Origin of the sequence: Bradyrhizobium manausense, assembly GCF_018129685.1 — a bacterium.
GTDB lineage: Bacteria > Pseudomonadota > Alphaproteobacteria > Rhizobiales > Xanthobacteraceae > Bradyrhizobium > Bradyrhizobium manausense_D.
On the sequence record NZ_JAFCLG010000010.1, the window covers coordinates 235755 to 247734 of the forward strand.

General features: G+C 65.0%; 11 protein-coding genes. 4 read left to right on the forward strand and 7 right to left on the reverse strand.

Annotated features, from left to right (window positions below; all coding sequences use genetic code 11):
• Positions 1 to 44 precede the first annotated feature (44 nt).
• Together JQ621_RS23550 and JQ621_RS23555 are read right to left on the reverse strand one after the other, a co-directional pair.
• Positions 45 to 1625, reverse strand: coding sequence for a hypothetical protein (locus JQ621_RS23550; protein ID WP_212237128.1), 1581 nt, complete (start codon positions 1623 to 1625; stop codon positions 45 to 47).
• A gap of 73 nt (positions 1626 to 1698) precedes the next feature.
• Positions 1699 to 3528: a CHAT domain-containing tetratricopeptide repeat protein gene (locus tag JQ621_RS23555; RefSeq protein WP_212237129.1), complete on the reverse strand. Its 1830-nt coding sequence runs from the start codon at positions 3526 to 3528 to the stop codon at positions 1699 to 1701.
• A gap of 380 nt (positions 3529 to 3908) precedes the next feature.
• Here JQ621_RS23555 and JQ621_RS23560 point away from each other — a divergent pair, with 380 nt between their 5' ends.
• From JQ621_RS23560 to JQ621_RS23575, 4 genes are all read left to right on the forward strand, one after another.
• Positions 3909 to 4313 carry a DUF350 domain-containing protein gene (locus JQ621_RS23560; RefSeq protein WP_212237131.1) on the forward strand — a complete coding sequence of 135 codons (405 nt, stop codon included), beginning with the start codon at positions 3909 to 3911 and terminating at the stop codon, positions 4311 to 4313.
• Between the two features lies 1 nt (position 4314).
• On the forward strand, positions 4315 to 4743 hold the full coding sequence (locus tag JQ621_RS23565; protein WP_212237133.1) for a hypothetical protein: 429 nt from the start codon (positions 4315 to 4317) through the stop codon (positions 4741 to 4743).
• A 66-nt stretch (positions 4744 to 4809) separates the two neighbouring features.
• Entirely contained in the window at positions 4810 to 5064 is a 255-nt protein-coding gene (locus JQ621_RS23570; protein WP_212237135.1) for a hypothetical protein, read from the forward strand.
• Between the two features lie 3 nt (positions 5065 to 5067).
• The gene (locus JQ621_RS23575) at positions 5068 to 6228 is read left to right on the forward strand and encodes a glutathionylspermidine synthase family protein (RefSeq protein ID WP_212237137.1); all 1161 of its coding nucleotides are present in this window, start codon (positions 5068 to 5070) and stop codon (positions 6226 to 6228) included.
• 160 nt (positions 6229 to 6388) lie between these two features.
• Here the strand turns inward: JQ621_RS23575 and JQ621_RS23580 are convergent, their stop codons facing one another.
• From JQ621_RS23580 to JQ621_RS23600, 5 genes are all read right to left on the reverse strand, one after another.
• Positions 6389 to 7261 carry a CheR family methyltransferase gene (locus tag JQ621_RS23580; RefSeq protein ID WP_212237139.1) on the reverse strand — a complete coding sequence of 291 codons (873 nt, stop codon included), beginning with the start codon at positions 7259 to 7261 and terminating at the stop codon, positions 6389 to 6391.
• Positions 7258 to 8445 (reverse strand): protein-glutamate methylesterase/protein-glutamine glutaminase, encoded by a 1188-nt coding sequence (locus JQ621_RS23585; RefSeq protein WP_212237147.1) that lies wholly within the window; start codon positions 8443 to 8445, stop codon positions 7258 to 7260. The genes JQ621_RS23580 and JQ621_RS23585 overlap by 4 nt, the downstream gene beginning before the upstream one ends.
• 74 nt (positions 8446 to 8519) lie before the next feature.
• Positions 8520 to 8885 carry a response regulator gene (locus tag JQ621_RS23590; RefSeq protein ID WP_212237155.1) on the reverse strand — a complete coding sequence of 122 codons (366 nt, stop codon included), beginning with the start codon at positions 8883 to 8885 and terminating at the stop codon, positions 8520 to 8522.
• 72 nt (positions 8886 to 8957) lie between these two features.
• Positions 8958 to 9428, reverse strand: coding sequence for a chemotaxis protein CheW (locus tag JQ621_RS23595; protein ID WP_212237162.1), 471 nt, complete (start codon positions 9426 to 9428; stop codon positions 8958 to 8960).
• Between the two features lie 81 nt (positions 9429 to 9509).
• Positions 9510 to 11980, reverse strand: a 2471-nt coding sequence (locus tag JQ621_RS23600) for a hybrid sensor histidine kinase/response regulator (protein ID WP_212237165.1), incomplete at its 5' end; no start/stop codon positions are given.

The window sequence follows — 11980 nt, forward strand, 5'->3', positions numbered from 1 at the left end:
ACCCCGCCGCAAATGGCGGGGTTTTGTTGTTTTGGGGGACTACGTCAGACGCGCGCGAGCGATCCGGACGCGAGGTCCGCCTTCCAGGCGGGGTACCGCGCGGCCGCTTCCCGCAGCCGGCCGATCATCAGATAGCCGGTGACGAGCCCGAACGCGAAGGTCGGGGCGACCAGATCGATGAAAAACGTCGATGCCGACATGTCGTCGACCACCCGCATCACCGGCATCGGGACGATCTGGTAGATCGCCATCAACACCGCCAGCAGCACCGTCATGCCAGCCCCGAAGACGAGGCCGTCCCGCAACTGCCTGGTCCGTCGCGAGCGCCGGCCCCACGTCGAATCCTGCACCAGCAGTGCGGTCATGGTGCCGATGCCCCAGGGAAAGATCAGCAGCGGCAGGTCATAAAGCACCACCTGCGAAAGACGCTCATCGGAGAACTGGAGGACGTCGAACAGCACCTGAACCGGAAGGAACACGATCAGCGCGGTGCAGAGGCCGATCGACAGGATGAATCCGATCGGGAGCTGGCCGAAGATGTTCTCGTTCGCGAACGCGTAGCGCTGCTTGTAATGATAGACGACCGAGAAGTTCACGATGAAGTACAGCGGCGTCGTCAGTACCGTGCGCAGCCCCGCGATGAACTGATCGCCGGGCAGGTGGATCAGCCTGCCCGACAACGCCAGCCAGGACAGCGACCAGCAGAACCCGAAAACCGCGACGCTTGCCACGAATTTGGCGAAGCCAGGCGAGGAGGCATCCAGCACGAAGCCGATCGCGCCGAGCCGCCGCTTGGCTCCGACCAGCGTCCATGCGCCAGCCAGCGCCGCGCGCACGGCGAACAGCAGCAGATTGTTGAGCAGGGAATCCATGTCCTTGCGCAAGTCCTCCAGCATGCCCCCCGCTGCCGTCTGCGCCGCCAGCTGCAACTGGCTCACCGTGCTGTGCCGGGTCGAGAGCGAATCCAGCGCCTCCCAGTCGTTCGGCTCGACCTCACTGTCCTCCATGATCGCGCCATAGATCTCGGCGCTGCTCCTGAGCACGCGAACGGTCCGGAAGCACAGGGCATCGTAGGCGGCCAGCAACTCCACATAGAGATCGCGATTGCGCGTCATGAAGCGTTCGCCGGTCCAGCGCTCGAGATGCAGCATGAGCGCCGAGATCTTCAGCAGGCGCGACTGGATGGCGGTCGACTGCACGGCGCGAAAGTCGTCGATCTGGTAGCCGACCCGGGCAAGCTTGCGCTGAAGGCTCGGCATATCGTCCGGATGAACCTGGAAGGGCGCCGCAGCCAGGGTCTCGCGCAGGCTGAGCGCGCTGGCGGGGATTCCGGCAAGCTGATGACAGAAGCCCCGCCACAGCGCCGGAACGGCCGGGACGAGCCAGCTCAGCATCACCAGCCAGATCGCGGCGAGCGGCCACAGCTTCTGCACCAGCAGCGCATAGAAAAGCTCGAACGGCGCGATGAAAAGAGCGACGCCGAACGCGAACAAGGGAAGGGTGGTGAACGAGCGCGTGCCCTTGAGCGTATGAAACCTGAACCAGAAGAACAGCGCGACCATGAGCGGCGCGCCAAAGGCGTCGAAGAACCTGTTCAACAAGGCAATGGCCTGATCGAGCGACACGATGAACTCCTATCGCCGGGGTTCGCTGTGGAAGCTCCGCCGGGCACGATAGGATCCGGCGAAGCCTTGGAGATCACGCAGCCTGGGCAGCGAACATCTTGGCTTTCTGCAGCGCGAGGTCGATGTTGTCGGGTGCAAGCGCGATCGCGCTGTCCATGTCGTTCTGGGCGCTGGCGAGGTCCTTGACCTGCACATAGGCATTGGCGCGCGACACCAGATATTTGGGCTCGGTCTGATTGATCGCGACCGCCGCGCTGAAGGCCTTGATCGCTTCTTCCAGATAGCCGCGCTTGTTGTCGCCCCCCGACGCGGTCATGCTGATGATGCCCTTGATCCAGAAGAATTCAGCGTTGTCCGGCTTGAGCCTGATGGCCTCGTTGATGTCGTTCAGCGCGTTCTCGTAGAGCCCGACCGTCACGTTGAAATTGGCCCTGCGCACCCGGTATTCCGCCCTGGCCGGGTCGAGCTCGATCGAATAGGCGAAGCTGGCGGCCGCCTTCGGAATCTGCTTCTGCTTGTGCTGGAGCGTGCCGAGATCGAAATAGACCTTGGCAAGCCGGACCGAGAGCTCGTTGTCGTCCGCGAGCAGGACGTGCAGCTCGCGTCCGCGGCGGGTCAATTCCTCCAGCGCCTCGATGGTGGCCGGCGTGGCCTCGAGCTCGCGCAGGAACGCATCCCGCCGTTGCCGCAGGTCTTCCCCGGAGAGACGCGCCGCTTCGGGCAGGTGCGCGGCCGGCGGCGGCGTCTCGACGTTGAATATCCGTCCGTCGGACGAGCGCATGTAGAGAACCGGGATGCCCCATTCCACCCGCGACTTCTGCTGGATGAACTGGCGCGCGTAGGTCACGGCGTCGTCGATCGACCGGTTGCCTGCGAGAGCCGAGTAAAACCCTTCCGACATCGAGATCGCGGCGCTGTCGGTGATCGGGAACTGCATCGCCACCACGGCGGGCAGCCAGCCCGTCTTCATCAGCCCGATCGCCGGATTGCCGAAGCGATCGCCGACATTGATCCTGGCGCTCTCGCAGCAATTGAGCACGATCAGACGCAGGCTCCGCCTGGCACCCGACAGCATCATCGCAAGATCGGAGGCGAACTTCTTCACCGGCTTGCCGTCCTCGTCGACCATGACGACGAAGCCGCGCTCGTCGAAACTATCGGCGTCGGCCCCGGGACGCAGGTCGTCGACGCCGCCATGGCCGATGAAATGGAAGATGTGCCACTCCCCCTCCAGCAGCTTCTTCATCAGGTCTTTTCCGGTGCCGCCCGGGACCCATTGAAAATCGACCTTGCCTTCGTGCTGGAGCGCATCGATGCCCTTGTTGATGCGGTCCCGTTCCTTGACAACGTCGAGCTTCGGCCATTCGCTGGTCGACGGATCGGCGATCATGCCGAGAATACGCAGCGGGCCCTTGACGCCCATACGCGTCACGCTTCCGGCCGTTTCCAGATGCCGCACGATCGGTCGGGTGAGGCTGACATAGTAGGGAATCTCGTTTTCGTCGTAGAGATATTCCCACGGCAGCCCGGCAAGCTCGTCCGCCTCGATGCGCAGCTTGATCCTCAGATCTTGGGTCGCGCCCTTGCTGCGATCGTAGACCTGCCGGATCAGCGGCACTTCGGTGAAGACGCTGCGGAAGACCCCGCGCCCGAAGTCCCGCAGCACCTGCTCGCCGCGCGTCACCGGACCCGGACGACTTCGATCGTCGATCTCGAGCACTGCGCTTTCCAGCTCGCCGCGCAGCTTTGCCAATTCGCCCGGCGCAGAGAACCAGAACTTCAACTGGCTCCGCGGCGCCTCGCCGCCCGGCGATCTCACGACGCGTCCGTAATATTGCTGCGGGCCGACGCCTCCCGGCAAATAGGAGCCGATCTCAAGCTCGAAATCTTCGTAATCGGGCATTTGGGCCTCACTCAAACAAGATCAATACGGCCGCTGGAATGTCTTGCGTTGGAAAAACCTCCAATCCGGGTGGCGCGCTTCGCCATGACCGCGCGTGCATTGTCGCCGGCCAGATCGAGCTGGCTCGATCAATCATGCGCCGACGAACTGATGCCAGCGAAGGGGCGATACATCTGCTCCTCCCGGATGACGGCAGCAGCCAGACTATCACACACAACCTCGAGACGCATTTGTGAAACAAGTCTCATGCGGCCCGAAATGTTGCGAAGGGCCCCGGCGCGTCGCCTGGCAGGGTTGTTTCTGGGGATCGAACCCGAAGACCTGGTGCCGCGACCAAGCGATCGTGCCAGAATTGGCGGCGTCAAATTCGGACCAGCTCCATGATCCTGCAATCGCTCGCCGGCCTGCCCGCCTTTCTGGTCTATTTCTGCACCGGGCTGATCGCGATAGTAGCATATCTGTTCGTCTACACGCGGATCACGCCGCACAACGAGTTCCAGCTCATTCGCGACAACGACCCTGCCGCAGCGCTGGCGCTCGGCCTCAGCCTGCTCGGCTTCGTGGCCCCGCTGTTCAGCGCGATCGCCCATTCGGCCAATGTGCTGGACTGCCTGATCTGGGCCTTCATCGCGCTGATCGTGCAGGTCGCGGTGTTCTACATCGTGAAAATCCCGGTGCCGAACCTGTCGGGGCGGATCGCCGCCGGTGAGCTCGCACCCGCGATCTGGCTCGGCCTGTCCTCGCTCGCCGCGGGCCTGTTGAACGCTGCCTGCATGATCTACTGATATGGCCGAGAAACCTCCTCCCAAGGATTTCGGCAAGCGCCGGCCGCGCCTGCCGGCGGCACTGCCGCTCCCGCCGCGGGAGCCGGTGAAGCGCTCCGGACATGTCGCGCTACTGGTGATGGGGACGATCGCGGTCGGTAGCACCGCCTTCATGTTGACGCCGCGGCGAAACTGCGACCCCATGCCTCCCGGGGCGACAGTCCCCGGGGCGACAGTCCCCGGGGCAACGGCGCCTGCCCAAGCGAACACCAACTGTAGCAGCAGCTCATCAGGCGGCAGCGGCGGAGGCCATTGGTCGTCGCGATCGAGCTTCTTCAGCAGCGACTCCTCGAGCCATTCTTCGCCGGGCGGTTCGTCCGACTCGGGCTCTGGCGGCGTCACGCGCGGCGGCTTCGGCTCGTTTGGCCATGGCTTCTCGGGCGGCGAATGAGGCGCGGGTTTGTGAATTCAACCGCGCGTGCTGGTCTGCTTAGGTGATGGCGCCGGAGGAAGCGACATGAAGCGCTCGCGAAGAATCGTGCTGACCTTGATGGGCACCGCCGCGGCCGGCGCGATCTCGATGGGACTTACGAGGCGCCCCTGCGGCTCCGGACTCGAAGCCGTAGCCGGCATCGACGGCCAGACATATTGCCGGCCGAGCTATGGCGGCTTCGGCGGCACGCTGCATCGCATGCATGCTGGCCATCCCGGTCATGGTCATGGTGGTCATGGTCATGGTGGTCATGGTCATGGCGGTCACGGCGGCGGCTGACACATGCAACGTATCACCTGTCCTGAACGCGACGACTGGCAACAGACGGCCGAGCAATGCGGCTTCGCCTTCCACACCATCGGCGGCGAGCGCTATTGGGACGAGCGCGCCTATTACGCCTTCACGCTCGACGAAATCGAGCGTTCCATCGAGGCGCCGACCGCCGAGATCGACGCGATGTGCCTCGAGCTTGCCGGCCGCGTCATTGGCAGCGAGCAGCGCTTGCGACGTTTGAAGATTCCGGAAGCGTTTTGGGACCTCATCGCAGAGAGCTGGGAGCGCGATGACCGCAGCCTTTACGGCCGGCTCGACCTCAAATTTGACGGCGAGGCGCCTGCAAAGCTGCTCGAATACAACGCGGATACGCCAACTTCGATCTTCGAAGCCGCAGTGTTTCAGTGGACGTGGCTCGAGCAGGCGATCGAGCGGCGCATCATCCCCGCGCGCGCCGACCAGTTCAACTCGATCCACGAACGGCTGATCGCTGCGTGGAAGGACATTGCCGCGGGCAAGCATCTGCATCTCACCGGCACCACCGGCAACGAGGAGGACGCCGGCACGCTGGCTTATCTCGAGGACACCGCGCGTCAGGCGGGCCTCTCGACCACATTGCTCGACATCGAGGCGATCGGCTGGCGCGACGAGGCCGGCGGCTTCGTCGACCTCGACAACGGCGACATGGAGCTGGTGTTCAAGCTCTACCCCTGGGAATGGATGTTCCGCGACGCCTTCGGCGCAAAGCTCAAGGGCGCGCCGACACGCTGGATCGAGCCGCCATGGAAGGCGGTGCTCTCCAACAAGGGCATCCTGCCGCTGCTCTGGGAGATGTTCCCGAACCATCCCAACCTGCTGCCGGCCTTTTTCGAGGACGACCCGCGCGCCGCCGAGCTCGGCAGCTCCTATGTGCGCAAACCGCTGCTGTCGCGCGAAGGCGCCAATGTCACACTGGTGTCCGGTGGAATGTCGCTCGACGAGCACGCCGGCCCCTATGGCGCCGAAGGCTTTGTACGCCAGGCGCTGTCACCGCTGCCGAATTTTTCCGGCGTCTATCCGGTGATCGGAAGCTGGCTGGTGAATCACGAGCCGTGCGGGCTTTCGATCCGCGAGGATGAAAGCCCGATCACCGGCAACAGCTCGCGGTTTGTGCCGCATGCGATCTTGTGAGTATCCGTCATTCCGGGGCGCGACGAAGTCGCGAGCCCGAAGTCCATAACCACGGAGAGATCGAACATGCCCCGCCTAACCGCCTGCCCAATTCGATGGCCTGTGGTCATGGATTGCGGGCTCCGCGCTGACGCGCGTCCCCGGAATGACGAGGCGAAGCTCACCGCGCCGCGGCGATCTTCAGGGGTTGCGGCATCAGTCCGCCCATCGGGCGACCGGAACGCGCCGGATTGGGCTGGTAGAGACCACGGCGGTCGGAGATGGGGCGGAACGCATCGGTGATGCCGACCACGGATTCGGCGGCGCCCAGCAGCAGCGTGCCGTCCGCTTCCAGGACCTTCGCCATCCGCTCGAAGATCGTGGCCTTGGTGTCCTGGTCGAAATAGATCAGCACGTTGCGGCAGAAGATGACGTCGAACGTGCCGAGATGGGAGAAGTCCTGCAGCAGATTGAGCTGGCGGAACTGCACCATCGACCGGACGTCGGCGTTGAGCTGCCAGACATCGCTCGCCTGCGTGAAGTATTTCATCAGCAACTGGATCGGCAGGCCACGCTGAACCTCGAACTGGCTGTAGACGCCAGCCTTGCACTTCTCCAGAACTTCCTGAGACAGATCGGTCGCGACGATCTCGATACGCCAGCCCGCGAGCGCGGCGCCCATCTCCTTCAGGCACATCGCGATCGAATAGGGCTCCTGCCCCGTCGACGACGCCGCCGACCAGATCCGCAGCGATCTGCGCGCGGCGCGGGCCTGGATCAGGCCGGGCATGATGCTGTCGCGCAGATGATCGAACGGGATCTTGTCGCGGAAGAAGAACGTCTCGTTGGTGGTCATGGCCTCGACCACGTCGGTCGCAAGCCGGCCATCGCCGTTTCTGATCTTCAGCACCAGATCCGGGATGCCCGGCAGGCTCGCCTTGCGGGCGAGCGGCAGCAGGCGGCTCTCGACCAGATATTGCTTGTCGGGCGAGAGATCGAGGCCGGAGCGCTCTTTCAGGAACTTGCGCAGATAGTCGTAATCCGCGGGCGTCACGTGCGGTCTCCCGCTAACAGGCGATTGACCTTGGCGCCGATCTGGTTGAGCGGCAGGATCGCCGCGCAGATGCCGGCATTGGCGGCCGCACCCGGCATGCCCCACACCACACTGGAGGCTTCGTCCTGTGCAATCACGCTGCCGCCGGCAGCGACGATGTCCTTGCCGCCGCGCATGCCGTCCGAGCCCATGCCGGTCAGGATCACGGAGAGGATGTTGCCGTGCCAGACGTCGATCGCGGAGGTGAAGAGCGGATCGACCGCGGGCTTGCAGAAATTGACGGCGGGGCCGTCATCGAGCGCAATCGCGGCGTCCGCGCCGCTGCGCACGACACGCATGTGCTTGCCACCGGGCGCGAGATAGATGCGGCCGGGCTTCACCGGCTCGCCATCCACGGCCTCGGCTGCCGGTCGGCGGCTCGAACGCGCCAGATGCTCGGCGAGAATGGTGGTGAAGGTCGGCGGCATGTGCTGGGTGATCAGCACCGGGACGCGGTCGATCACCGGGCCGAGCTCGGTGACGAGTGCCATCAGCGCCTGCGGGCCGCCGGTGGAGGAGCCGATCAGCAGCACCTTCGGCGCCTGGGTCGAGAACGGACGCGTCGTCACCGCGCCAGGGTACAAGGTATGCGCGGCCGGTGCCGGCGCGGCAGGCCGCGCGACAGCCGGCGCGCGTGCAGCCGGCGCAGCGGGCGCCAACGGCGGACTCGCCACGGCCGGCTTCCGGCGCAAGCGCGCACCGAGGTGACGGATCTTCTGGATCAGGTCGTGATGGAAGATATCGGCGGCGGAGGTCTCGCGCGTCGATTCAGGCTTCGGAATGTAGTCGGCCGCACCGAGCGACAGGGCCTTGAAGCTGATCTCCGCGTTGCGGCGCGTCAGCGTCGAGGCCATGATGATGACGAGATCGCGCTTCTTTGCCAGCAGCTGCGGCAACGCCGAGATGCCGTCGAGCTCGGGCATTTCGATGTCGAGCACGGCAACATCGGGATTGATGCGTTCGAGCTGGTTGACCGCCTCCAGCCCGGTGCGCAGCGAAGCCGCGACCTCCATGTCATGCTCGGCTCCGATCCAGCGCGAGATCAGTCCGCGTATGACGACGGAGTCGTCGACGACCATGACCCGCAGCGGCCCGGCTTCGCGCGACGGGCTCGTGGTCGAACTACCTGCGAACGCAACACTCATTACTCACCAACTCAGACTGAAACGGTTTGGTTGAAAACAATCGCCGAAGGAGCCGTCCAGCCTCCGGTGTTCGCTCAGATCAGGCCGACTTCCTGGAATTTCGCCGTGACGATCTCCTTGTCGAACGGCTTCATGATGTACTCGTTGGCGCCGGCGTGCAGCGCACGCGCAATATGCGCCACGTCGTTCTCGGTAGTGCAGAACACGACCTTCGGCTGGTCGCCGCCGGGCATGCGGCGCAGATGGCCGAGGAATTCGTATCCGTCCATGACCGGCATGTTCCAGTCGAGCAGCACGGCATCGGGCAGACCGCGCTTGCAGGCCTCGAGCGCCTTCTCACCGTCCTCGGCTTCGAGAATCTGGAAGTCGAGACCTTCCAGGATCCGGCGCGCAACCTTGCGGATGACGCTGGAATCATCAACGACGAGACAAGTTCGCATGTGAACCTCTACTTCCTATCCCCTTGCGGGGGCATTTCCAATTGCAGGCACGCCAGCGGCGATGCCGCCGTATCAGGCCGCCATCATCTCGGGCGCGAGCTCGAGAACGCGATCGACGTCGAGGACGACCATGAGCTGGCCGTCGAGACGGTGGACGCCGCCGGCGAGCTTGGCCATGCGGGGGTCGAGGTTGACGGGGTTGTCTTCCTTGCCGTCCTCGGGCAGGCGCAGCACCTCGCCGATCTGGTCGATCAGCAGGCCATAGGATTCACCGCGCAGGTCGACGCCGACCGCCATCGGCGCCTTGCCATCCTCGGGCTTGGGCAGGCCGAGACGGGCGCGCATGTCGACCACGGTGACGATGCGGCCGCGCAGGTTCAACACGCCTGCGATCTCGCGCGAGGACAGCGGAACGCGGGTGACGCGCTCGGGCATGAACACGTCCTGGACGCGGGAGATCGGCAGGCCGAACAGCTGGCCGCCGATCATCGCGGTGACGTACTCGACCATGGCGCCTTCGCCCACTTGGGTCTTCTTGCTCATATCGTCTCTCCTGATCCCTGCCCTTTTTGTTTGAGCATGATCTCTTCGGAAAACCGCTTCACACTTTTCCGGATCATGCTCTTACGCCGCTGCCCGGCTCAGCTCGGAGGCGCCGGCGGCGCCCGCGGTCTGTTCCTTCAGCGCCGCGATCAGACCGGGACGGTCGAACTTGGCGACATAGTCGTGGAAGCCGGCCTGGCGGCCGCGCTCGATCGCGGCCGGCGACACCAGGGCGGAGAGGCCGATGATCGGCATCGCGCCCAGATTGCTGTCGGAGCGGATCACTTCGGCGAACTCGAACCCGTTCATGTCGGGCATCTCGATGTCGGTCAGGACCACGTCGAAGCTCTGGGCGCGGAGGGCCGCAAGGCCCTCCTGCGCGGTCGGCGCGGTGCGGACGCGGTAGCCGGCCGCCTTGAGCACCGGGGCCAGCATGTTGCGGAAGAACGCGCTATCGTCGACCAGCAGCACCGACTGCGAATGCATCGACGGCTTCATCTCCTTGCGGGTGAACCAGTCGGCAAACGCCATCGGCAGGAAGTGGCCGACGTCGATCACCTCGGTGGCCTGGCCCTTGATCACGGCCGAGCCGAGGATGCCCTGGCTGGCGCCGCCGACCTCGATGTTGAGGCGTTCCTCGACGATGTCGATGATCTCGTCGACGACGAGGCCCATGGAGCGGCCGTCATCGGAGAACACCAGGATCGGCTGGGCGCCCTGGCTGGCGATGGTGACACCGTCCATGGACACCAGCGGCATCAGCTGCTCGCGGTACTGCACCATGTAGCGGCCGTTACTGAACTCGATCTTGTCGGCCGCGAGCTCTTCCAGGCGCGTGACGAGCCCGAGCGGGACCGCCTTGGGCTGGGACGAGCCGGCGCGGAACACCAGCAGCGAGGTGGTCTGCTCGCCCGAGGAGGCGTGATGGGCCGAAGCCTCGTCGCCCATGTCGTGAGCCGAGGAGCCGGCGGCGCCGAGCGCCTTGGCAATGCCGTTGGGGTCGATGATCATGATCACCGCGCCATCGCCCAGGATGGTGTTGCCGGAGAACATGTCGATGTGACGCAGTTTCGTCGACATCGGCTTGACCACGATTTCTTCGGTGTGGAACACCCCGTCGACCACGATGCCGAAGGTCTGGCTGCCGACCTGCGTCACCACGATGAAGCCGTTCTCGGGATCGGATGCGGCGCCGTCGTCGATCTTGAGAAGCTTCTTGAGGTGGATCAGCGGCAGCAGCTTGTTGCGCAGGCGCAGCACCGCGGTGTCCTTGATGCGCTCGATGCGGTGCTCTGAGTTGGCACGCGCCCGGACCAACTCGACCACCGAGAGCTGCGGGATCGCAAAGCGGTCACCGGCGGCCTCGACGATCAGGGCGGAGACGATGGCGAGCGTCAGCGGGATCTTGATGGTGACGCTCGAGCCCTCGCCGGCCACCGACTTGATGTCGATGGTGCCGCCGATCTGGTCGATATTGGTGCGGACCACGTCCATGCCGACGCCGCGCCCCGACACCGAGGTGATGGCGGCCGCGGTCGAGAAGCCCGGCGCGAAGATGAACTTGTGGATCTGGGCTTCGCTCATCTTCTCCAGCTCGGCCTCGGTGACGAGACCGCTCGAGAGCGCCTTGGCCTTGATCTTCTCGGTGTTGAGGCCGCGGCCGTTGTCGGCGATGCAGATGATGATGTGGCCGCCTTCGTGATAGGCGGAGAGGCGGATAGTGCCCTGCTCGCCCTTGCCGCTGGCCAGACGCTCGGCGGGGGTCTCCAGGCCATGATCGGCGGAGTTGCGCACCATGTGGGTGAGCGGGTCCTTGATCAGATCGAGCACCTGGCGGTCGAGCTCGGTGTCGGCGCCGTGCATCTCCAGCTCGATCTGCTTGCCGAGCTCAGATGACAGATCGCGGACGATGCGGGGCAGCTTCTGCCAGGCATTGCCGATCGGCTGCATGCGCGTCTTCATGACGCCTTCCTGCAGCTCGGCGGTGACGTTGGACAGACGCTGCAGCGGCACCTTGAACTCGGTGTCCTCGTTGCGCCTTGAGATCTCCAGGAGCTGGTTGCGGGTCAGCACCAGCTCGGAGACCATGGTCATCAGATGCTCCAGCGTGTCCACGTTGACGCGGATCGACTGGTTGGCGATGCGGTCGCCATCGCCGGTGGTCTCATCGGCTGCCGACTTCTTGGCCGCAGCCTTTTCCCTGGCCGACTTTGTAACTTCCTTGGCGGCGGGCGCTTCGGCCGCAGGCTCAGCCTTCTCTTCAGCCTTGGCGACCGGCGCGGGCGCGGGTTCGATCGGGGTCTCGCGGAAGGCGCGCTCGAGCTCGTCGAGCGAGACCTCGCCGGGACGCAAGGGGCGCTCCAGGGTCTGGTCGATCAGCGTGCCCGTGGTCATCTCCTTGGCGGGTGCGGGCGCAGCGGCCGGCGCTTCCGGCACCAATGGCGGGGCTTCGGCAACGGCCGCCACGGCACCGCTCGGCATCGGCTGCGCCGAGCCGGACGGCATCGGCTGCGCCGAGCCGGACATTGCCGCCATGCCCTGCTGGACCATCG

Coding starts and splice junctions, on each gene's coding strand:
- JQ621_RS23555 (WP_212237129.1), bottom strand. CDS start 3,528: ATGCCCGATTACGAAGATTTCGAGCTTGAGATCGGCTCCTATTTGCCG.
- JQ621_RS23565 (WP_212237133.1), top strand. CDS start 4,315: ATGGCCGAGAAACCTCCTCCCAAGGATTTCGGCAAGCGCCGGCCGCGC.
- JQ621_RS23570 (WP_212237135.1), top strand. CDS start 4,810: ATGAAGCGCTCGCGAAGAATCGTGCTGACCTTGATGGGCACCGCCGCG.
- JQ621_RS23595 (WP_212237162.1), bottom strand. CDS start 9,428: ATGAGCAAGAAGACCCAAGTGGGCGAAGGCGCCATGGTCGAGTACGTC.
- JQ621_RS23575 (WP_212237137.1), top strand. CDS start 5,068: ATGCAACGTATCACCTGTCCTGAACGCGACGACTGGCAACAGACGGCC.
- JQ621_RS23560 (WP_212237131.1), top strand. CDS start 3,909: ATGATCCTGCAATCGCTCGCCGGCCTGCCCGCCTTTCTGGTCTATTTC.
- JQ621_RS23585 (WP_212237147.1), bottom strand. CDS start 8,445: ATGAGTGTTGCGTTCGCAGGTAGTTCGACCACGAGCCCGTCGCGCGAA.
- JQ621_RS23590 (WP_212237155.1), bottom strand. CDS start 8,885: ATGCGAACTTGTCTCGTCGTTGATGATTCCAGCGTCATCCGCAAGGTT.